Here is a 22,413-nt window from a genome sequence, read left to right on the forward strand (position 1 = left end):
ATGATTCAGGATTATATAAATATTCAATGAATTCTTCTTCTGACGTTATATTTTGTCTCAACATTTTTTGTTGTCAAGTTTGAATTTTTCTAGATTTCCTCAAATGTGCTAAAACTAGTTCATAGCGCTATAATATACATCTGTTAACCACCAAATTTCACCCATTCCCGTCTCAAAACCAATAAGTTAGTATCATTCTTTTTCACGAGTTATCAACGAATTCTGACAAAAACGTATATTTGCCCTGTCAACACATTTTATAAATCTCGCAATGCGAAAATCTCGAAATCGGTTTAAACAAAAGAAACAGGGAAGGCATACGGGTGCAAGTCCCGAGACCTATCTGAGCATTGCTTGGAATGTGTTGACGGTGACCTTCCCTCTTTGTTTAATTTTTAATCCTCTTACTTATGTCAACACAAGATGGTCAAAAAAACTGCCCCCATTGTCAAGCGGGTAGTGCCGATGCCGCTCCCAGTGCGCCCCAAATTTCCCAACTGCTTACCCCGGCCCAAGTGCAACTCTTGGAGTATGCACATTATTTGGATGCCCCAGATTTGGTGAATTCCCTAAAACTGCTCCACGATATTACCATTTACCATTCCCATGAACCCTTGGACGAGGCAGAAAAAGACGCCCTCTTTACCGTAAAGGGGCTGTGGGAGTGTATTGAGCGGATTACGGAGTAATTTTAGGAGAAGTACGAAGTTGGTTCGTAACCCAAATGTCAGTTCGAGGTTACACTTTGAAAATTACTGCGCGGTCTGCACTTCACTGAATTGGATCACCGGTTGTACGTTGGTGTAGTTGGGAACATCGGCCCGTAGCTGGTCCGAGATTGGGCCCATCGCATTTTGAAAGTCTTCCATGCTGTCAAAATAAAAATAGCCTACGGCTACATAGGGTGAGGGTGTTTCCGGCGTGCCGCCCGAAAGTCCTTTATCGATCATCATGGCCTTTAGGGCATCGCCCATTAAATTGGCCGCCATGGCCATGTGGTTGTTCACATAATAATCCATGTCAAAGGTTACGTCTTCGGCGTTGGGGTAAAAGATGGTCATTTTGATCATGCCCTTTTCAATCTTTGGATACTCGGCAGATTCGTTCTTGGTAAAGCCAAAGGCAAGGATCAATGCTAGGGCGAGGAGTGTGGTCTTTGTTCTCATCTGTTGTTTGTTTAGTTTGATGTATTACCAACGTTTGATGGCGCAAGTGAAGATAACTAAAATCCATGGATCATGAATGCGATGAAACGGGATAAGGGGGTTAATTGTCAGAAGTTGGAGGTTGGAGGTTGGAAGTATGGCGGAGCTATGGCTAAAACGTGTCAATTCGAGTGAATTTAGCCCATGATCTTGGGCTAAATTAGTATCGAGAATCAATTTTTAGACCGTGGGGGATTGGTTCTCAATACGATTTTCCTTGAAAATCACTCGAACTGACAACACTGGGAACGGATTCTCGATACCTTTTCTTTCACTCTGTTCAAAGAAACAATCGAACTGATAACTTTGGTAGTGAGTTGTCTATACCTGTCTGCCGCAGATAGGCTATTTTCTCCGAAAATCACCCTAACTGACAGCCTTTGGGAAGGGTTCTGATGTACTCGAACTTTTTAGAGCGTATTCAAAAAACTCACTAAAGCTGTGAGCCTTATTAAGAAGACGTGTTACGCATCGTCTACTCTTGTATTTCATACTTCAACAACCTCAAAGCATTCAGAACAACGACCAAGGTAGATCCTTCATGGCCTATTACGGCGGGTCCAATAGCTATGGTTCCCAAAATGGTCAAGGGAACCAAAAGCGCTACCATGCCTAAACTGATGATTAGGTTTTGCTTTATGATGACCTTTGCTTTTCTGCTCAGACCAATGGCAAAGGGAAGATTATCCAGTTTATCGGCCATCAAGGCAATGTCCGCTGTTTCCAAAGCAACGTCGGAACCAGCTGCTCCCATTGCAATACCAACAGTACTTTTTGCCATGGCAGGAGCGTCATTTACACCATCCCCAACCATTGCCACATTTCCTACTTGCTGTTTCAATTGTTCTATGGCATTTACTTTGTCTTCCGGTAATAGACTGCCCATTGGGTCTGTGATTCCAATTTGTTTAGCGATTGCATCAGCTACTTTTTGATTATCGCCGGTTAGCATGATCATCCGCTGAACCCCCATTTTTTTTAATGTGGCAAGTGTTGAAACGGCTTCTGGGCGAGCAATGTCCATTGCCGAGATTATGCCCAAGTAGCTATCATCTTGATGAACGATCATGGCGGTGTGCCCACCTGATTCCAGTTCTGACATTTTCAAGTCAATTTCTTCAGGAACTTTTTTCTGTGTCAATTCCTCAAAAAGCCTACGATTGCCAATGTGGATCAAGCTTTCTTTCCAATTGGCTTGAATGCCCCTTGCCGTTAATGATTTCAGGTTTTCGGCTTTAGGAATAGCAATGTTTCCCAATTCTTTTTTTCCCCCTTCCACAATTGCGGCTGCCAACGGGTGGTCACTCAAGTCTTCCACAGCTACCGCAACTTTTAATAAATGTGATTTTGAAGCATCTCCAAAAGGAATGGCGTGGGTCAAGGTAGGTCTGCCTGTGGTGAGTGTTCCTGTTTTGTCGAATGCTATGGCTTTTAATCCGCCTAAATCCTCTAGGGGACGACCTCCTTTAATTAAAACACCGTGACGGGCGGCACGTGCAATTCCTGCCAATACAGCACTTGGTGTGGAAATGGCCAAAGCGCATGGGGATGCAGCAATCAATACAGACATTGCTCGGTAAAAACTCTGTTGAAAGGTCTCATCAATAACAAGGAAACTGAATATCAATAAAACCACTAAAAGCAACACAAGGGGAACATAATATTTTTCAAACTTGTCAGTAAGGTGTTGTGTGGGTGATTTTTGTGCTTCAGCTTCTTTTACCAAGGTAATGAGCCGCGAAAGCGTACTATCCTTTGCCTCTTTCAACACTTTAATTTCCAGTACGCCATTGCCATTTAAGGTACCTGCAAATACACGGTGCTCTGGAAGAAGTTTATTGATATCGTTCTCATTTTGCCAATTGTGGTTGGGGCGTTTATCTACCGGTACACTTTCCCCGGTGATAGATGCTTGGTTCACTGGGCTTGTTCCATTGGTAACCACACCATCCGCAGCAATTTTTGAATTTGGCTTTACCACAATAATATCTCCCAATTTGAGCTGTTCAATGTGAACTTCGGTCAGTTTTCCATTCCGTTTGACCAGAGCCATTGGAGGTGCTAAATTGGAAAGCGCGGTAATCGACTTCTTCGCCCGCTTCATGGCATAATGCTCCAAGGCATGCCCCAAGCTGAACAAAAAAAGCAATAATGCAGCTTCTCCCCATTTTCCCAGTATTGCTGCTCCTATCGCAGCAAAAAGCATAAGGAAATCTATTTCAAACCTTTTCCTAAACAAATCTTCAACTACGGTTATGAGTGTAAATATGCCGCCAAAGGCAACTCCAAAAACAAAAAGAGTGGTTGCTATAAGGGGTGTGTCATCGTGGGTATATGAAAAAACTACGCCCAATAACCAAAATATACCGCTGATTATCGAAAAATATAGTTCTGTGTTTTCCCCTAAAATGTAGAGATAGGAATGTGGGGTACGATACTCCTCTTTTTGTGACGGCGCATCATCAATTTTCACACGAACAATTTTCAGACCCAATTTTTTGATTGAATTAATAATTTCGGATGGATTGGTTTGATTCGCATTCCATTCAATTTGTATCGATCCGGACGTCGAAATAGAAACATGATGCACCCCCGTTTCTTTTCTTAAAGTCTGCTCAATACTCTTATTGTTAGGAGTATGTTGGGCTGCCTCTATTTTAATCTGGAGTTTTTCCATGTTTGATTTGCCTTGGCTATAAACATCTTTGAGGTCGTTCTTTGATAAAGAAAGGCTAGCTGAACGGACTTCCTGGATTTTTGTGGAAATATAGCGAAATCCAAGAACAATGTTATAAGAAAGCTACTCCAGTGTTTCTTATGAATTTGTTTATAATATCGAAGGAGCTAAATGAAACAAATGGTCGGGTTATGGCAACCCTAATAACCGAATGGAGATGGGCGAGTGAGTACTATGGAAACTGCTTTTATTCTGCGAATAGGGGATAGTGCTTCCGCAGGAATGAGAATGGATCACTTTTTCGCCTCCACCAATTCCAATTGATCTACACTTACATTGGTGGTGAACATACCGTAATTGACCACGGCCTTGCCTTTTTCCAGGGTGTCAATGCTGCCCACGGCCTTGCCATCCATTAGCCGGACACGGTCCCCAATTTTAAAGACAGGTCTTGGTTTGTTTTTTTCTTTTTGAATGGCCCTTTTCTTTTCCACCTTTTTCTCCACCCGAACTTTTTTGATCTTCTGTTCCAGTTCTTGGGCCACCTGTTGCTGCTGCTTTTGTTTTTCCTTGGCCTTCCGGGCCGTAGTTTTTTTGCGCTTGCTGTTTTCGGTTTCCACAATGCGAAGCAATTCAGAGATCAGGGGGCGTTTTTTATTGTCCAAAAAGTATTGTTCGGCTGCTTTGTTGACTTTGTTCCCAATTTGGATCATCCGCTGATTATGGTCGTACAGCTCTTGGTAGCTCTCCAGTTTGGATTTGATCTTGGAATTCAGTTGTTCCAGCTTATCGGCTTCTTCACGTGCCTTGGATTCTTCTTCCTTCAATTTGGAGCCGGTCTCCACCATTTTGTTGCGCTCTTTCTGCAATTTGGCAATGGTGGCATCAAACCGCACCTTACTACGCTCTATCTTTTTCTTGGCCTTGTTGATCAAGGAGTAGGGGATGCCATTCTTTTGCGCCACCTCAAAGGTGAAAGAACTTCCGGCTTCGCCCAACACCAATTGAAAGGTGGGTTCCAACGTTTGGGAATTAAAACGCATATTGGCATTGGTAACATGGGGCAATTCGTTGGCCAAAGCCTTGAGATTGGCATAGTGGGTGGTGATGACGCCATAAGCCTCACGTTCATAAAATACTTCGAGGAAAGCTTCCGCCAGGGCCCCGCCCAATTCAGGGTCACTTCCTGTTCCAAATTCATCAATCAAGAACAGCGTTTTGGCATTGCACCGTTTTAAGAAATAGTTCATGTTCTTCAAACGGTAACTGTATGTACTTAAATGATTTTCAATGGATTGATTGTCGCCAATATCCGTTAAGATTTTATCAAAAAGACATACTGTGCTTCGCTCATGGACCGGAATCAACAACCCACTTTGGAGCATCACTTGCAATAGCCCGATGGTCTTCAAAGTGATACTTTTTCCACCCGCATTGGGCCCAGAAATGACAATAATTCGGTTTTCTCTATGCAACTGAATGCTCTGTGGCCACGTTTTTTCATTCTTTCGTTTATTGGTCAAATAGAGCAGGGGGTGATAGGCATCCCGAAGGGATAACTCCCGCTCTTCACTGATCTCTGGCAACAGGGCATTCATTTCCGAGGCATATTTGGCCTTGGCTGCGGTAATGTCGATATCCGTAAGATAGGATTGATATTCCTTCAGTAAAGGAGCAAAGGGGCGAATGGTATTGGTGAGTTGGTTGAGAATACGCTGGATTTCCTCTTTTTCGTCAAATTCCAAATTGTTGAGTTCCCGGGTGTAACCCACAGTGGTATCTGGGATGATGTACACAATACTGCCCGTTTTGGAACTGCCCATCACGGTCCCTTTTACTTTACGGCGGTGCATGGCCTTTACCGCCAATACCCTTCGGTTTTCCACAACCGACTCGCGAATGTCATCCAAAAACTCAGACGATTGATAGCGCGTTAAAGCGGCTGCGAAGCTTTGGTTGATTTTTCCACGTACTTCATTGATTTGGGAACGGATGTGTTTTAAATCTTCGGAAGCGGAATCCTTGATTTCGCCAAATTTGTCGATGACCTGATCAATGGCTTCGGGAATTTCAGTGTTGGCCTCCAACTCAGTCGATTTTTTGAACAGCAACGGATAGTATTCCTTGAATTTTTTCAGGAATTTTTGATGAATGGCCACGGTTTTGCAAATTCCACCAATCCTTCTAAATCCTGAAATTTCCAAGGTGCTGTTCTCAATTTTCAGCAAAGAGAGTTCTGCATTGATTGCATCAAATCCATGGTTGGGAATGCGGTTGTCATTGGAGTAGGATGCCAAATACTCCGAGGTCTGCCCCAAAACTTCCAACAATTCCTCTTTCTTGGCGATGGGAGTGATGGCCAAGGCCATTTCTTTTCCCAATTCGGTATTGCAGCGGGTTGAAACCTGTTGCAGCACAGTGGGAAACTCCAAATCTTGAAGTGTTTTGGGGTGAATCTTTTGCATTCCTATACTATATGGGCGCAAAGATATACTATTGGAATGGGAAGAAAAGCTGCTTTTTGATGTGAGTTGTGCCCATAAAACCCATTCAATTCCTAAATTTGGGGCATCGCCCCACTTTTTTACTCAAACATGGGAATCATCTTGCTCCATTTTGTGGTGGGCCCCGGATATGTAATATTCAATTTGACCAAAAAGAAATAAACAATATATGGAGGTTTCCATTGAACCAAGCTGGAAGGCGCATTTACAACCTGAATTTGACAAACCCTATTTTAAGCAATTGGCCCAATTTGTAAAACAAGAGTACCAAGAACATACTTGCTACCCCAAGGGCAAGGATATTTTCGCTGCTTTTGGCCATTGTCCGTTTCAGGAGACCAAAGTGGTCATTATTGGTCAGGATCCCTATCATGGGCCCAACCAAGCCAACGGATTGTGTTTTTCGGTAAAAGATGGGGTTCCACATCCGCCATCGCTGGTCAATATTTTTAAGGAAATCAAGGTCGATGTGCAAAAACCGTATCCCAAGAGCGGTAATTTGGAACGATGGGCAGACCAAGGGGTCTTATTGCTGAACGCCACCTTAACGGTGCGGGCCCATAATGCCGGTAGTCACCAAAATAAAGGATGGGAGCAGTTTACCGATGCGGTGATCAAAACCGTTTCCAATAAAATGGAAGGGGTTGTTTTCTTGCTTTGGGGCGGTTTCGCAAAAAAGAAATCGGCATTGATCGATAAGACCAAGCATCACATTCTCACTTCGGGCCACCCTTCACCTTTAAGTGCCAATAGGGGGCTCTGGTTTGGCAACCAACATTTCAGTAAAACCAACGGTTTGTTGGCTAAAATGGGAAAAACACCCATAGATTGGTGATGTTCAGCTAAATACCATTTTGTAATTGTTTAGAATTCCGTATGTTTAACCCTTTAGCTGAAATACCCGAATTTGGAGAGATTGAAATCTATTTTATTGGTAGACGATGACGATACCACCAATTTGGTCAACAGCTTTTTCATAAGACAACTAGACAGCTCTTTAAAAGTACACAAAGTGCGTAATGGCAAAGAAGCCATTGCGTTTTTACAGAAAGTCTCCCCCAACGAAGATTTGCCCTGTCTGATGATGCTGGACGTAAACATGTCCATCATGAATGGTTGGGAGTTCTTGGATGTCTATTCGGAAAAGTTTGATGATGAATTGAAGGAGAACGTTGTTATCATTGTGCTGACCGGGATGGACATTGATGAGAACACATTGGCCATGACCCACCCCAGCGTGGTTGAGGTGGTACAAAAACCCCTGTCAGATATCAAGTTTCGGGCATTGGTGACCAAACATTTCTTTAGTGACTAGGATAAAGAAATTTGGGTGCTTCCTTGACTTCTTCAATTAAATTTAGACTGAACAACCGCTTTTGAACGACTTCAAGCGTTTCTTGTGACAACTGGTCTTGTCCCCATGTGGTTTTTGATAGCCAATCTTGAATATCATCGAGTTTTTGTTCGTATCGGTTGGCCAGGGTGCGGTCTATACTTGGAATCTGTTTGAATTCTTCCGTGTAGGTGTTGATGACTTCCAAAATATGGTTCAACACCCCGGAATTGGTTTCCAAAAAAGCATCCGTGGCTGCGATTACAAAACAGGGCCATGGAGTGGGGCAGTCCTCCAACCATTTAAAGGTACCATTGTCCACCAAGGGTTTGGTAGTGAAATGCTCCCACATAAAATAGGCATTGGAACCTTCGGTCAAACTTTTTACGGCGCCATCCAGATTGTCAATGATGTCAAACTGCAATTTTTTAGGGTTCCACCCTTGGTTTTGGGCATTTACATAAGCCATTAGGTGGCTGCCGCTCCCCATACGGCTTATGGCCACTTTGTCATCCTTCAACTCTTGAATTGAATTTCTGGAACTGTTGGCCGCTACATGAATGCCCCAAAGCAAAGGAGAGGAAATATACACTTGAACAATTTTACTCGGGTTTCCTTGTGAGATACTTTTGATGATCCCCTCAGTGAGAATGATGGCCAAATCAGCTTCATGGTTCTCCAGCATTTGGCACATTTTTCCCGTTCCCTCAGGAACATCAGTCCAGTCCAATGCAATGCCTCGATCCTCAAAGGCACCATCTTCCATGGCCAGATGCCAGGGCAGGTTGAAATGTTCCGGTACTCCGATTATTTTAACAGTCTTCACGTGGGTTTGTTTTAAGGTTGGTTAAAAATACAGATTCTACCCGGTATGTTTTTACAAACCGATACATAAGACTAGACAAAATCACTTGAAGTCAATTGCTCCAGCGTGAATTGAATAAGCTCATCAATCGACTTTTTGCTGTTTTTTGAAAACTCTCCTGTGACCCTATTGGCGAGGATGGCATTTAATGAAATGGCCCGGTGTCCATGCAATTTGGCCAATCCATAAATGCCAGAGGTTTCCATTTCCAGGTTGGTGATCTGCTGATTTTGATAGGAAAATGCAGCAAGTCGCTCATTAAAGTCAGGTATCTTTGGTGCGGCACGAAGGTTCCTGCCTTGCGGCCCATAAAACCCTGAATTTGTTGCTGTTATTCCAAATCGTATACGATTTGAAGTAAAATGAGCGGCCAAGGTTTCATCAAAATCAACCGCATAGGGCCTAATGTTTTGGACATGCCAGCCTAAATACTCATTGAGCTTGATTTCCAGGTCGCTGTTTCTTACGTGTCCACTCTCATAAAAATACAGTAGACCATCAAATCCAATGGCTGAAGTGCTCAGCAAAAATGAATCGATAGGGACGGTGGGTTGTATGCTTCCCGATGTACCAATCCGTATAAAACTGAGCTGTCTTTTTTTTGGGTTTATCGTTCTCGATGTAAAATCAATGTTAGCCAAAGCGTCCAATTCGTTCAAAACAATGTCGATATTGTCCGTCCCGATACCTGTGGAAATGACCGTGATCCGTTTGCCTGATAAACTACCGGTGTGGGTAATGAATTCCCGTTTTCCTTTTTTCAGTTCAATGGAATCAAAATATTTGGAAACATGGGAAACACGTTCGGGATCACCTACGGTGATGATGGTGTCCGCTATATCTTCTGGAAGAAGGTTGAGATGGTAAATACTGCCATCAAGATTCAGAATCAACTCTGAGCTGCCTAAGGACATTTACCTTAGAGTTTTAAAATACGGTTGGTGTCAGTATTATACAGGAAGTTATACTTTAAAGAACCCCCTAAATATAGTTGATTGTCACGTATTTGAGAGTAGTAATTGTTCTTGTTCTCCAGAACTTCCTTGCCTTTTTTGGTCAACTTTACAGGGTTGAAGGACCCGAACAAAGGCTTTAAAGAAGTAATGATGCGTTCATACTGCGAATCGCCAAATCCGTAAAAACCTTGGTCGGTCAATAAATTGCCCAAAAGTTCTTTTTTTGATCTTGGCTTTTGTGAGGCCGCAACATCCAAAATGTGGTTTTCCAATTCATTCAAACCATTCTTTATGGTCGGGAAACGCTTTAGATGTGTTTTTAGCGCATCGGAAAGGTACTCAAACTGAAAATTATCATTATTGATCAGGTTTTCAAGACGAATGGGGTTGTCGCTGCAGTACAATTGCCAAACATAATCGGCATATTCAATATCGTCCTGGGTAAGCATGGTCCTATCTTTGTAGAGCGCCATGAGTTTTTCATCGCTCAATTCACTTAGGCCATAAAATTTGTCACTGTCATCTTCCTTTCCACTGCACACCAATGAGATTTCGGCATGTCTTCTATGGGTTTTCAACCAACTGAGAACGGCCAACATGTTTATTTGGCAGAATAGATCGTATTCAAACCAAAGCACAATATGGTCTTGTTGTTTGTGGTTACAGAGCGACCTATACTCTTTCAGTGTTTTTTCAACAAACCAAGATTTGGAAATCTTGTAGTTTTTGTTCAAAAATTCAAATCGTGTCTTCCAGAAAGATTCACTACCAACCGTACATAGGGTTTTGCCTTCGCAGAGCATCTCCCTCCATGTAATAATATCTCCCTGTAATTGTAGCGATTGTAATTTAGACGTGAAACTGTCCCCGTTGGTTATGTGCAACAGTGATTTCATTTTCAGCTCAGTTTTCGTTGGTTAGGAAGAATAAAAGTAAGATTTATAGCAAGAACACAAAAATTTTTTCATAAAACATTGGTTTTCAATGTTCAAATTTAACACGAATGGGCTTGAAAACCATTATCCACCGACCCGTTTCACTGAAAATCCATGATCTTTTAAAAATTCCATGATTCTGTCCCGATAATCCCCTTGAATGATGATGGATTCATTTTTAAAACTACCGCCCACACCCAAAAAGGTCTTGAGGTCTTTAGCCAACTTCTTAAAATCAGAATCGGCGCCATTGTAACCTTCCAGAATGGTTATGGGTTTCCCTTTTCGTTTCTCGTATTTACAGATAATAGGGTCGTCTTGGAGCCAATACTTAGGCTTCTCCTGTTTCTTTGCTGTATCTTCCTCAGGAACATGCTCTGGGAACAAGTTCTTGAGTTGATCCTTTAGGTCCATGTATTATTTTTTTATCAATCCAAGTTCAATAAGTCGTTCATGAAGAAATTCCCCAGCGGTAATGTCCTCAAAAGCTTTTGGGTGTTCCTCATCAATACAATCCTCCAAGCAGTTCAGTGGCATTTCGCTAATGGGGTGCATAAAAAACGGAATGGAATAACGCGATGTGCCCCAAAGTTCTTTGGGCGGGTTCACTACCTGATGGATCGTGGATTTTAATTTATTATTGGTCAACCGGGAAAGCATGTCCCCAACATTGATCATCAGTTCATCGGGTTTGGCAATGGCATCCACCCATACCCCTTTGTGGTTTTTTACTTGCAAGCCTTTTCCATGGGCACCCATAAGCAATGTAATCAGGTTGATGTCTCCATGGGCCGCAGCTCTCACCGCATTTTTGGGCTCTTCCGTAATGGGCGGGTAGTGGATAGGCCGTAAAATGGAGTTCCCGTTTTTAATGTACTCGTCAAAATAAGTTTCCTCCAATCCCAAATGGAGTGCCAGGGCCCGAAGTACGTATTGGGCCGTTTTCTCCAACATTTTATAGGTTTCCTTGCCAACGGCATTGAATTCGGGAAGTTCTGTGACGGTCACGTTATCCGGATATTCGGCTTCCAACTTTGGATTGTCCTCTACATATTGGCCAAAATGCCAAAACTCCTTTAAATCCCCTTCTTTTCTTCCTTTGGCGTGTTCTTTTCCGAAGGAAGTATAGCCCCGCTGTCCGCCAATACCCTCAATTTCATATTTGTCCTTGACGTTTTGGGGCAGCTGGAAGAACTTTTTGATTTCTGAATAAAGGTCGTCCACCAGTTCATCGGACAAAAAATGGCCACTAAGGGCAACAAAGCCGATATCCTCAAAAGCAGCACCTATTTCTTTCACAAACTTTTCTTTTCTGACGGGATCCCCAGAGACAAAATCTTCTAGGTCTACACTTGGAATTGCACTCATGCCATCAATTTTTGATTACGATCAAAAGTAATGAATAATGCTGAAGGTTTCGAAATTTCAATTTGGATGGATGGCTTTTTTACTACATTTATCCCGTTGAATTTTTAGGGTATGCGATATCACATTGGCGATTTGGATCACCAAAAATTACGGGACCTCTACACGGGAATGCTAAAGCCCAGAATGATCGAGGAAAAGATGTTGATCTTGCTCCGGCAAGGCAAGATTTCCAAATGGTTCAGTGGCATTGGGCAGGAGGCCATTTCAGTGGGAGTGACCCAAGCGTTGAAAAAGGAGGAGTACATTCTGCCGATGCACCGGAATCTGGGGGTGTTCACCTCCCGAAATATCCCCTTGCACCGACTGTTTGCCCAATGGCAAGGAAAGCAAAGCGGATTTACCCAAGGGCGTGACCGAAGTTTCCATTTTGGCACCCAAGAATACAGGATTGTGGGGATGATTTCCCACTTGGGTCCCCAATTGGGCGTGGCCGACGGGATTGCCTTGGCGGATTTACTGGGAAGAAAAAAACGGGTCACTGCTGTTTTTACGGGTGAAGGCGCCACCAGCGAAGGTGATTTTCACGAAGCCCTGAACATCGCATCTGTTTGGAGTCTTCCCGTACTGTTTTGTATTGAAAATAATGGATACGGCTTGTCCACGCCCACCAATGAACAATACAATTGCGAAAACTTGGCGGATAGGGCCAAAGGATACGGCATGGAATCTAGAATCATTGATGGGAACAACATTTTGGAGGTGTACACTAAAGTAGATGAGCTTTGCAAGGCCATGCGAAAACGCCCGCGACCCATGCTATTGGAATTCAAGACCTTTCGGATGCGGGGACACGAAGAGGCCAGTGGCACCAAATACGTTCCCGAAAAACTGATGAGCAAATGGGCGAAGCAAGATCCTATTGCCAATTATGAAGCTTTTCTACTGGAAGAGGGTGTCATTTCCCAAGAGGAAATTGACAACATCAAGGCCGAAATTTCCGAGGAGATCAATGAGAATTTGAAGATGGCCTTTGATGAACCCCCAGTTTCATTTAATGAAACAAAAGAGTTAAAAGAGGTATATCAAGAATTTGATTACCAACATATTGAACCTAAAGAAAACTCTGAAAATATTCGTTTTGTGGACGCTATTTCGCAAGGGCTGGAGCAATCCATGTTCCGCCACAACGAATTGATCATCATGGGTCAGGATATCGCCGATTACGGAGGGGTTTTCAAAATCACGGAAGGCTTCACCGCCAAGTTTGGCAAGAGCAGGGTGCGCAACACCCCAATTTGTGAATCGGGAATTGTTTCCACTGCCATGGGACTGTCCATCAACGGCATGAAGTCCGTGGTTGAAATGCAATTTGCCGATTTTGTCAGTTCAGGATTCAACCCCATCGTCAATTATTTGGCAAAAGTCCACTACCGTTGGAACGAAAAAGCCGATGTGGTCATCCGGATGCCCTGTGGTGGAGGGTTGGGAGCAGGCCCGTTCCATTCCCAGACCAATGAGGCGTGGTTTACCAAAACCCCGGGACTTAAAGTGGTGTACCCCGCTTTTCCGGCAGATGCAAAGGGCCTATTGAACACGGCCATCAACGATCCCAATCCTGTATTGTTCTTTGAGCACAAAGGTTTGTACCGAAGTATTTATGGCGATGTCCCCAAAGATTACTACACACTACCGTTTGGTAAGGCCAATCTTTTGAGAAAAGGGGCCTCCATTTCCATTGTCACTTATGGGGCTGGGGTGCATTGGGCATCGGAAGTGCTGGAAAAACATCCAAATATTGAAGCAGATCTCGTAGATTTACGAACTCTTCAACCTCTTGACATGGATACTGTCTACACTTCGGTGAAAAAGACAGGGAAGCTTATTATTTTACAAGAAGATACGTTGTTCGGCGGTATTGCCAGCGATATTTCAGCAATGGTCATGGAAGAATGTTTTCGGTATTTGGACGCTCCCATCAAAAGGGTAGGGAGTTTGGAAACCCCTGTTCCCTTTGCAAAAGAGTTGGAAGAAAACTACCTGCCCAAACAACGGTTTGAATCAGCATTATTGAACCTTTATGCCTACTAGAAGAAAGCGTTAACGTTTTTTTAACAAGACAAAACGCTAAATCTGGTGTCTCACTCGTATATATATAAACTAAAACTCCAAATTCTTATGGTAAAACAATTCTTTTATGTTGCGCTGGCGGGAATCTTACTCACGTCGTGCTCAGTTTCCAAAAGTGCAAGGACCCAACGTAACCTTTTTAGTGGTACGTGGTCTTTGGACAACATTTCTTACGAAAACAATTCAGGTAATTTTAAATCCGTCATCTTTAACGATGCTGAGGATATCTGCTTTGAGGGCAGTGATTGGTTCTTTCGGGACAACAACAGTACCGGAAGGTATACCATTGCACCAAGTACCCTTTGCCAAGGGGGCGACCGTTTTTTCAGATGGTCCGTGGTGGAACCTTCACAAAACTACAGCAGCCAATTGCAGTTCAAGTTTATCGACGAAAACCGAAAGGACATTTCCGGAGGTTACGGCTATCGTTTGAACATTGTCAGTTTAACGGAGCAGGCCATGACCTTGAAATCCAACGTATCGGTTGACGGACAACCTGTAACCATAGTATACGAATTCACAAAAAAATAATCAGATGAAGAAAATCATATTAAGAAGTACAACCGCTTTCTTGGCACTGAGCCTTATTTTGAGCTGCGATGCCGTAAAAAATGCCAATAATACCCAAAAAGGTGCCGCTATTGGTGCCGGTGGGGGAGCCGTTATCGGTGGGATTATAGGAAACAATGTTGGAAAAGGAAATACGGCCCTTGGAGCCATCATTGGTGCCGTTGTGGGTGGTGCTGCAGGTGGATATATCGGTAACCGTATGGACCGCCAAGCTGAACGTATTGAAGAGGAAATCCCTGGGGCAGACGTAAAACGTGTTGGGGAAGGTATCAATGTTACCTTCAGTGGTGAAAACGGTGTTTATTTTGACACCAATAAAGCTGATATCAAAGGAACTTCTGCAACTACTTTGGATAAATTGGCCGGAATCTTCCAAGAATATCCAAAATCAAACATTTTGGTGGAAGGCCATACCGATAGCGATGGTAGTGAGGAATACAACATGACCCTTTCCCAGAGAAGGGCCCAGGCCGTAACCAATTATTTGGTCGCCAAGGGAATCTCAAGTGGAAGGTTCACCACAAAATGGTATGGAGAGGTCCAACCCATTGAAAGCAATGACACCGCTGCCGGAAAAGCAGCTAACCGTCGTGTGGAATTGGCCATTGTGGCCAGTGAGGAATTGAAAGAGGAAGCCTACGAACAGACCAAAGGCTAATAACCAATTTCAAGATAACCAGAAGGCCCGATGTTTTCGCATCGGGCTTTTTTTATGATAACACATTGTGTTAATTAACAGAAATTTGAAACAGGCAAGCTATATTAAATATAAGAAAATCACTATCTTAAAGGGAAATTAGCAATGACCCAATTCAAAGTATAAAGTATGATTCCTGTTGCCGAACAAAGTACACATCAAGTTCAGGAACTGTTGGTCCGCTTGGAGCGGAACAACAAGATCATACAACGTCTTTCCAAAAAATTGGCTTCGTATATCTGTGAGCCCAACAACCCATCCTGTTTTGATAAAATGTACGAGATCAAACATGGTTTCAGGATTTTCGCAAAACATCAGGCACACATCATAGAACTTCTAAAGACCAAAAAGGATGAAGCCCCGGAATTGGATAGAAAAATTGAGCTTCATCTGGAACGCTTCAAACAATTGGAAAAAGATATTGCGGGATACCTCTTGGAGACCCAACAACATTATTGAACTCCCCCCTTCCTTTACTCCTTGCACCGCACTCTAATTTATTGAAAAAGTTAGCGGGCAATCTGTTTTTTTCTCTTTCAAACATGCGTAATATTGCAGGGCAATAGCCAAACATCTTTTCATGGGAAAATCCTCGAATTCAGCACTGGTATTCCTTGCCTTTTTTGCCATTTATGTATTTTGGGGTTCCACGTATCTCTTGAACAAGATAGCGGTCTCGGAACTGCCTCCTTTTTTGTTGGCCTCATGCCGATTCATCACTGCCGGTCTGCTTATATTCATTTTGGCCAAAATCATGGGGATTTCCCTCAGCATTACCAAAAAACAATTCATCAATGCCGTTATCGCCGGGATTTTGTTTCTGAGCTTTGGGAATGGGGTAGTGGTGTGGGCATTGCGGTATGTGGACAGTGGTTTTGCCGCCCTCGAAATATCCGCACAGCCTCTTATTATTTTGTTGTTGATGCGTATGTTGCAAGGTAAAAAAATTCAGCCCATGTCCGTAGTTGGGGTGGTTCTTGGAGTTATTGGCATTTATCTACTGGTAAGCCAAAAGCAGGTGATAACCCAAGAAGATTCCATCACGGGTATGATCATGATATTCTTTTGTATGTTGAGTTGGGCCTATGGAAGCCTTTTTGTGGCCCGGGCCGAACTGCCCACCAATTATTTTGTGAATACCGGATACCAAATGTTGACAGCAGGCATTATTCTGGCCTTGATGAGTCTGACTTTTGGTGAGGAATGGTCTTCACCTTTGGACTGGAGTACAAGAGTGCAGTGGTCCATGGTGCTTTTGGTCATTTTTGGGAGCATCTTGGCGTTTACGTCCTTCAATTTTTTACTGAAGGCCGTATCTCCAGAAAAAGTGGCCACATCAACCTATGTGAACCCCATTGTAGCCCTCTTGTTGGGATGGTATTTTTTGGATGAACAGATTACGGTCCAATCTTTGGTGGCCGCTGTGGTTTTGCTCACGGGCGTATATTTTATCAACACCAAAAAGACCTTGGCCATTTTTGAACGGTTTAAACGATAAGGGGTGATGATCGCTTCCTAATTCAAAATATCAAACCGGTGGGTATATTTTATGGTAAAGGTCTGATTGTCCAACGCATCGACCATATCATCATCCTTCACCACATTGAATACCACAAAAAGCCCGGTATTGGCATTTTGCAGCCACCCAAACCTGGCATTGACCGAGGTGATGTTGGAAACATTGTTCCGTTGGATCAAACTTTGCAAGAAAATCCGTGGCGTAAAGGAATAGGCGAGCCTGAGCCCACCAACCAATGCAGTTAAATTGCCTGTGTCCAACTGAATATCACTGTGGCTCATGGTCAATGAGCTATTGAACTTATCCCCAATCCTGTATTTTGCCGTGCCACTGTTGGTAATCTGGTGTCCGTTAAAATAACCCCCGATAATGGTTCGGGTATCAAAGAATAGTGCGTTATTGGGGTTGGTTGTGATGACCAATTGCAATTCCTGATTATTATAGTAGCCCACGGGGACCGTTACATCGGAAATGGTAAAATCTTCAAACACCTGTTCCGTGGTAAAGTTGATACCGGTATGGATCTCAAATCCACTTTTAAAAACCCAATGGTTATCCACATGCAGGAAACTGGTGATCAATTGGTCGTCAAAGTTCCAATACCCTCTGTAGGAAACATGGGGTCGTATTTCCAATAACTTACCGGCATCCTTGAATCGATGTGTCCTGAACACCAAAAACTCAGGCTTCCGAAAGGCGGTACGCTGCAAGAACCCTACCTCTGGGTTAAAACCTTCCCCAACTTCGGTATACCCCGCATTTAAACGCCAACCGTTCCAATCGTAATTTCCCAAAATTTTAAAGGCATGGTCGTTGTCTTCTATTCCCGGGGTAACACTTTTTGCGGCAAAACCTGTAATCTCAGCTTTGTTGCCAATGCCCCATTTACCATCCATGGCATAAACACGGTTATAGTCGTCCTCCATTTCGCCCAAACCGGCCCTGCTGATAAAAATCCCTCCCAAAGAAGAGCGTGTACCACCAAAATTATGGTTCACCCGTGCCACGGTAAAATTGTTCTTTTCAATGGCGGCTTCTTCCACATCATCCGTGAACATGCTCAAAAAGCCCACATTGGTCTGTCCCACTTTCCCGGATAACCGCGCACCGCCAATAATGGGCACAAGGCTGCCCCCTTCACCAATCCCAATACGTCTGCTGAAGAACAGATCTACCTCTCCGGGGCTACCCACGCCAAATTGCCCTGCATTTTCCAAGAAAAACGCCCTTTTTTCAGGAAAGAAAAGATTGAATCGGTCCAGATTTACCTGCTGGTCATCCACTTCAACCTGGGCAAAGTCGGTGTTATACGTGAGGTCGAGCGTCAAGCTTGGGGTAACACTGTATTTGATATCGGCCCCGGCATCAAAATTGGTTTCGGTCTCGTCCAGTGCGTCATCATTCACATGTTGGCCCAACACATAAGGAATAAGCTTCAGGTTGCCCGGATTTTTAAGGTTCAAACCCTCCAAGTTTCCGGCCAGGGATAAACGTTTCATATCAAAACCCAATGGGAGGGAGGTCCAGTAGGCCGTTTCGGTATTCTTGCTGATGTTCCGTTGAAAATTCAACCCCCAGGTCTTGTTCTCTCCCGGTGCGTACCGCAGTGAACGGAACGGGATGGCAAATTCGGCACTCCAGCCATAATCACCCAATTGTGACCGCACCTTCCATGTGGCGTCCCAGTTGATATTGGTGCCCCCTATGACACCGCCCTGCTGCCTGTTGGCATTGTTGTTGCCCTTGCCCTCATTGTCTATTTGCGCATCATACTCCATTCCTTGGGCATTTGTGCCAAAAAGAAACCCATTTTGTCTATCGTGGTACGTATCAATAATAAAAAGAAAACTGTCCTCATCATTTAAGTCGGCATCCCGGCGAGAATCGGAAACGACAATGCTATTGGCGTCGGTGTCATAACAAACCACGGACACATAAAAGGTGGTGCTGCTATACGCAATACGCACCTCTGTTTTTTCTGAAACGGGCGCTCCGTAATTTGGGCGAATCTGGACCAAGTCCGTTAAGGTGGGAATCAGCTGCCATACAGGATCGTTGATGATCTCCCCATCCACCAGGGGATCCTCTTCCAGCATGGTGGCATAATAGAGGGGCTTGCTTCCTGTTTGGGCTTGTGGCGAAGTTTGTTGGGATTGCACCTGACCAAAACAAACCAATGCCAAAAGAGATGACAATTTTACAAGGGGATTTTTCATAAAATGAGGTCTGGTTAGTTGTTAAATATACTTCTAAAATCAGAAATGTTGAATGGATTCATTATTTTGTAGTAAGCTTTTGATTTTGAAACAAATGAGGACACTGATCAGATATGGTATAGGGGTATTGGTCTTGATGGCCATGGCTTGTGGAGGAGCCAAGACAGTCACTTCCCCGGAAGAAATGGAAGCGTTGGACAATTTGGTGGCCAAAAGGTCATTTGAAATCAATGCTCGGTGGGCCAGACCCATGGCAAGTCAAGCACTGAACAGTATCTCCAATGCCCGTTTGCTTCCGTATGGCAGTAATGCCAGCCAAGTGGATATCACGGGAAACGCAAGTTATTTGCGACTGGTCGATGACATGGTCAAGGCGGACCTGCCTTATTTTGGCGAGCGACAAATGTCCGGTCCCTACAATTCCCAGAATACAGGGATTCAATTTGAGGGGGTGCCCGAAGACCTTCAAATAGAGCCCAATTCCAAAACCAAGGGGTACACCATGCGCTTCAACATTAACAATGGGTCGGAATCCTTTCAAGTAATCGCCCAATTGTTTCCATCCCGCTCCAGTTCCATAAGCATTACCAGCTCACAAAGGACCCAAATTCGGTACGACGGGACGCTTTCAGAATACAATAAGGACGAAGAATAGGTTTTTTGTGAAACATTGACCCTATCCTTGCCCATTTCCACCATTTTGCCTTAGCTTTATCCATCAAGAAACCAAAAGCATTAAATTTTCTATAATGAGGACCACCCAATTCACTTTGAAATCAATTTGTATGATTCTTTTTTCCCTGGCCATTCTATCCTGCAATGGCAAGAAAGGGGGAAATGAGGGAGAAGCTGCGGACGAACAGGCCCAGCAAGATAATGGCAATGTGGACGAAACCACGGAATCCAGCTTGCCCTTAGATCGTTTAAACCTCCCCGAAGGATTTAAAATCGACACCTATGCCGAAGGCATTGAAGGAGCAAGATCTATGGCCATGGGCGCTGACGGGACTTTGTTCGTGGGCACACGGAATGAAAACAAGGTATATGCCCTCAAGGATACGGACGGGGATTATAAAGTGGACGATGTCTATACCATTGCCGAGGATTTGGAGCAGCCCAACGGCGTTGCCTTCAAAGATGGCGCATTGTACGTGGCAGCGGTAAGCAAACTGTTCAGATATGACAATATTGAAGCATCATTGGAAAACCCACCGGCACCTGAATTGATTTATGACGACTACCCAACCGAATTCCACCACGGTTGGAAATACATCGCCTTTGGCCCCGACGACAAACTCTATGTGCCCGTGGGCGCACCCTGCAATATTTGTGACCGAACTGACGAGGACGAGCGTTTTGGCACCATCACCCGCATGGATGCGGACGGCACCAATCGGGAGATCGTGGCGCACGGGGTACGGAATACGGTGGGTTTTACGTGGCACCCAGAAACGGATGAGTTGTGGTTCACGGACAACAACCGCGATATGATGGGGGACGACCTGCCTCCGGGCGAGCTCAATCGTTTGGCTGAAGTGGGCCAGCACTTTGGATATCCCTTCTGCCATGGCGGAACCGTAGCTGACCCCGAGTTTGGCAAGCTACGTCCTTGCTCCGATTTTGTACCTCCGGTACAACCGTTGGGCGCCCACGTTGCCGCACTGGGAGTAAAGTTTGACACCGGTTCCATGTTCCCTGCGGAGTATAAGGGACATGCCTTTCTTGCCGAGCACGGTTCTTGGAACCGCTCCAAAAAAATAGGGTACAGGGTCATGTTGGTGAAATTGAACGGCAATGAGGCGGTCAGTTACGAGCCCTTTATTGATGGGTGGCTGGACGATGAGACCCAAGAAGAATTTGGAAGACCGGTGGACTTGCTCTTTTTGGAAGACGGTTCGTTGCTGATTTCCGATGATGAGGGCAATGCCATCTACAGGGTCACCTATGGCGGTTGATCATAGCCCAGGCATCCCTATCCAAATTTTAGAACGGCCATTATAGGAATTGAAGGTACTTGGGAGGGGTCAAATCCTCCATTTTCCAGGTGCTGCGTTGGTTTTCCGTATTGGAAACCTCAAGAAATATATGGGTCGATGCAAATTTTCCACGGGACACAATGCGCTCAACGGTATAGACCCATTCGTCCCAAGCAAAAACATATTCCGTTTTGTCCTTTTTGGGACTTTGCCTAATGCAGCCGTTGTCCAATACAAGGTTCGGAGGTTCCAAGAGGGTCTTTGGTTTGTGCCAACATTGATATCGAATTTGTCCATCACAAAGTTCGTCCACACGAACCGTATAGTCGGCATTGTGGCATAAGATCAAGATTTGCTGTAGGTCTGGGTCGTTTTGGGGAATGGCTATGGCGGTTTGGTTTAGGTTGATTTGGAATTATTCAACGAATATTGAAGCTTCATATTGCTTACAACCTGTTTCTCTTTCCCCAATGGGCACCGTGAAGAAAACCCAATAGATAAAGAATTAACCCTACAAGGCCCAAACAAATCATCTGTAAGAGATTTATGGTTTCTAACGTAGTCATTTTCCCGTGTCTTTCCGGAAAAGTAAGATGAATGGGGTACAGGTCTTGTTGGGAATTGACCAATACCCCATTTAAGTTGATGAATGGGGTATTTGAATTGACGTGTGACAGAATAATCTTAAAAAAATATATGCTAGTATCCGTAGTGGATCTTGAAGGAAGTTCTCGATACACATTTTCTCCACCTTGCTCCGAAAATGTACTCGAACTGACGAAGCATTCCTTCAAAAACCGTGGCCGCTATAAACGCACTGATCAAAAATGTCGGGTTACTGGGTAAAAATTTAAGTGTTTAAGGGAAAGGATAGGGGAAGGCCGAAGGGTCTTCCTTTTTTTTGTGGCCCATTGGGTAAAACCCATAACTATTTAATTTTTAATGGTTTTGCAGTTTTCCGTAATGGATTACTTGTTAAAAATTTTTATATTTAGATTCTTCCCCATTCTTAATCATTTATAAAATTGAAGTCATCATTATGTCCATCAATGGGATTAAAGGCAAGGTTCATAATATGCTTAAATAATATGATCAAAAAGAAAAACAAAAAAAGAGAGGATCTCTTTAAATTCATTTCTGAGCGGCCGAAAGACGGAGGGCTTCTTTTTGGCCATGATAAGATTGTCAGCACACTAGAGAGAATTGTTTTAAGAAGCCCAGAATCCTTTACCATTGGAATTTATGGAGGTTGGGGTTCAGGAAAAAGCTCTATTGCAGAAACGCTACAAACTAACCTAAAAAAAAATAATGTACCGTTGATAATTTTCGATGTTTGGAAACACGAAGGAGATGCCCTAAGAAGAACTTTTTTGAAAGATTTAGATAAAAAACTTTCTGGGAAATTCTATGGAACAAATTTTTATAAAGCGGGCTTTGAGTTAGAAAAAAATTTAGAAAGTGAAAT

Annotated in this window: 21 protein-coding genes; 11 read left to right on the plus strand and 10 right to left on the minus strand. The window is 43.8% G+C overall.

Features of this window, described 5'->3' with window-relative positions; all coding sequences use genetic code 11:
- The first annotated feature begins 410 nt into the window (after nucleotides 1-410).
- A complete protein-coding gene (locus A7D14_RS10825; RefSeq protein WP_067034137.1) occupies nucleotides 411-689 on the plus strand; it encodes a hypothetical protein in 279 nt (92 codons plus the stop codon).
- 63 nt (nucleotides 690-752) lie between these two features.
- Here the strand turns inward: A7D14_RS10825 and A7D14_RS10830 are convergent, their stop codons facing one another.
- The 3 genes from A7D14_RS10830 to A7D14_RS10840 all read right to left on the minus strand — a co-directional run bounded on the left by A7D14_RS10830 (nucleotide 753) and on the right by A7D14_RS10840 (nucleotide 6,347).
- Nucleotides 753-1,166 (minus strand): EthD family reductase, encoded by a 414-nt coding sequence (locus A7D14_RS10830; protein WP_083158061.1) that lies wholly within the window; start codon nucleotides 1,164-1,166, stop codon nucleotides 753-755.
- Nucleotides 1,167-1,680: 514 nt separating this feature from the next.
- Entirely contained in the window at nucleotides 1,681-3,672 is a 1,992-nt protein-coding gene (locus tag A7D14_RS10835; RefSeq protein ID WP_255307440.1) for a heavy metal translocating P-type ATPase, read from the minus strand.
- Nucleotides 3,673-4,175: 503 nt separating this feature from the next.
- A complete protein-coding gene (locus A7D14_RS10840; protein ID WP_067034143.1) occupies nucleotides 4,176-6,347 on the minus strand; it encodes an endonuclease MutS2 in 2,172 nt (723 codons plus the stop codon).
- A gap of 208 nt (nucleotides 6,348-6,555) precedes the next feature.
- Between A7D14_RS10840 and A7D14_RS10845 the strand changes: the two genes are divergently transcribed.
- Together A7D14_RS10845 and A7D14_RS10850 are read left to right on the plus strand one after the other, a co-directional pair.
- A complete protein-coding gene (locus tag A7D14_RS10845; RefSeq protein WP_067034146.1) occupies nucleotides 6,556-7,221 on the plus strand; it encodes a uracil-DNA glycosylase in 666 nt (221 codons plus the stop codon).
- Nucleotides 7,222-7,293: 72 nt separating this feature from the next.
- Nucleotides 7,294-7,701 (plus strand): response regulator, encoded by a 408-nt coding sequence (locus tag A7D14_RS10850; RefSeq protein ID WP_176712407.1) that lies wholly within the window; start codon nucleotides 7,294-7,296, stop codon nucleotides 7,699-7,701.
- Here A7D14_RS10850 and A7D14_RS10855 read toward each other — a convergent pair.
- The 5 genes from A7D14_RS10855 to A7D14_RS10875 form a co-directional block, all read right to left on the minus strand.
- A complete protein-coding gene (locus A7D14_RS10855; protein WP_067034152.1) occupies nucleotides 7,691-8,545 on the minus strand; it encodes a substrate-binding domain-containing protein in 855 nt (284 codons plus the stop codon). The two genes, A7D14_RS10850 and A7D14_RS10855, sit on opposite strands and share 11 nt — an antisense overlap.
- A gap of 71 nt (nucleotides 8,546-8,616) precedes the next feature.
- A complete protein-coding gene (locus A7D14_RS10860) occupies nucleotides 8,617-9,498 on the minus strand; it encodes a nucleoside phosphorylase (RefSeq protein ID WP_067034155.1) in 882 nt (293 codons plus the stop codon).
- 5 nt (nucleotides 9,499-9,503) lie between these two features.
- Nucleotides 9,504-10,436 carry a DUF1835 domain-containing protein gene (locus tag A7D14_RS10865; protein ID WP_067034158.1) on the minus strand — a complete coding sequence of 311 codons (933 nt, stop codon included), beginning with the start codon at nucleotides 10,434-10,436 and terminating at the stop codon, nucleotides 9,504-9,506.
- A gap of 123 nt (nucleotides 10,437-10,559) precedes the next feature.
- The gene (locus A7D14_RS10870; RefSeq protein WP_067034162.1) at nucleotides 10,560-10,889 is read right to left on the minus strand and encodes a translation initiation factor; all 330 of its coding nucleotides are present in this window, start codon (nucleotides 10,887-10,889) and stop codon (nucleotides 10,560-10,562) included.
- Nucleotides 10,890-10,892: 3 nt separating this feature from the next.
- Entirely contained in the window at nucleotides 10,893-11,843 is a 951-nt protein-coding gene (locus A7D14_RS10875) for an isopenicillin N synthase family dioxygenase (protein ID WP_067034165.1), read from the minus strand.
- A gap of 111 nt (nucleotides 11,844-11,954) precedes the next feature.
- Between A7D14_RS10875 and A7D14_RS10880 the strand changes: the two genes are divergently transcribed.
- From A7D14_RS10880 to A7D14_RS10900, 5 genes are all read left to right on the plus strand, one after another.
- Entirely contained in the window at nucleotides 11,955-13,931 is a 1,977-nt protein-coding gene (locus tag A7D14_RS10880) for a thiamine pyrophosphate-dependent enzyme (protein WP_067034168.1), read from the plus strand.
- A gap of 87 nt (nucleotides 13,932-14,018) precedes the next feature.
- Nucleotides 14,019-14,501 (plus strand): lipocalin family protein, encoded by a 483-nt coding sequence (locus tag A7D14_RS10885; RefSeq protein WP_067034171.1) that lies wholly within the window; start codon nucleotides 14,019-14,021, stop codon nucleotides 14,499-14,501.
- 4 nt (nucleotides 14,502-14,505) lie between these two features.
- A complete protein-coding gene (locus A7D14_RS10890) occupies nucleotides 14,506-15,198 on the plus strand; it encodes an OmpA family protein (protein ID WP_067034174.1) in 693 nt (230 codons plus the stop codon).
- Between the two features lie 168 nt (nucleotides 15,199-15,366).
- Nucleotides 15,367-15,696, plus strand: a complete 330-nt coding sequence (locus A7D14_RS10895) for a hypothetical protein (protein WP_067034177.1) — start codon at nucleotides 15,367-15,369, stop codon at nucleotides 15,694-15,696.
- Between the two features lie 121 nt (nucleotides 15,697-15,817).
- A complete protein-coding gene (locus A7D14_RS10900) occupies nucleotides 15,818-16,735 on the plus strand; it encodes an EamA family transporter (RefSeq protein WP_067034180.1) in 918 nt (305 codons plus the stop codon).
- Between the two features lie 17 nt (nucleotides 16,736-16,752).
- Here the strand turns inward: A7D14_RS10900 and A7D14_RS10905 are convergent, their stop codons facing one another.
- On the minus strand, nucleotides 16,753-18,972 hold the full coding sequence (locus tag A7D14_RS10905; protein ID WP_067034183.1) for a carbohydrate binding family 9 domain-containing protein: 2,220 nt from the start codon (nucleotides 18,970-18,972) through the stop codon (nucleotides 16,753-16,755).
- A 94-nt stretch (nucleotides 18,973-19,066) separates the two neighbouring features.
- Between A7D14_RS10905 and A7D14_RS10910 the strand changes: the two genes are divergently transcribed.
- Complete coding sequence (locus A7D14_RS10910) at nucleotides 19,067-19,627, plus strand: DUF4251 domain-containing protein (RefSeq protein WP_067034186.1); 561 nt, start codon at nucleotides 19,067-19,069, stop codon at nucleotides 19,625-19,627.
- Between the two features lie 130 nt (nucleotides 19,628-19,757).
- Complete coding sequence (locus tag A7D14_RS10915) at nucleotides 19,758-20,927, plus strand: PQQ-dependent sugar dehydrogenase (protein ID WP_141673349.1); 1,170 nt, start codon at nucleotides 19,758-19,760, stop codon at nucleotides 20,925-20,927.
- A gap of 40 nt (nucleotides 20,928-20,967) precedes the next feature.
- Here A7D14_RS10915 and A7D14_RS10920 read toward each other — a convergent pair whose 3' ends face one another.
- Nucleotides 20,968-21,297 carry a hypothetical protein gene (locus A7D14_RS10920; RefSeq protein ID WP_141673351.1) on the minus strand — a complete coding sequence of 110 codons (330 nt, stop codon included), beginning with the start codon at nucleotides 21,295-21,297 and terminating at the stop codon, nucleotides 20,968-20,970.
- Nucleotides 21,298-22,036: 739 nt separating this feature from the next.
- Between A7D14_RS10920 and A7D14_RS10930 the strand changes: the two genes are divergently transcribed.
- Nucleotides 22,037-22,413 (plus strand): P-loop NTPase fold protein (locus A7D14_RS10930; RefSeq protein WP_176712408.1); only part of this gene is annotated, 377 nt, incomplete at its 3' end.

It is taken from the genome of Allomuricauda sp. CP2A (assembly GCF_001683915.1).
GTDB lineage: Bacteria > Bacteroidota > Bacteroidia > Flavobacteriales > Flavobacteriaceae > Flagellimonas.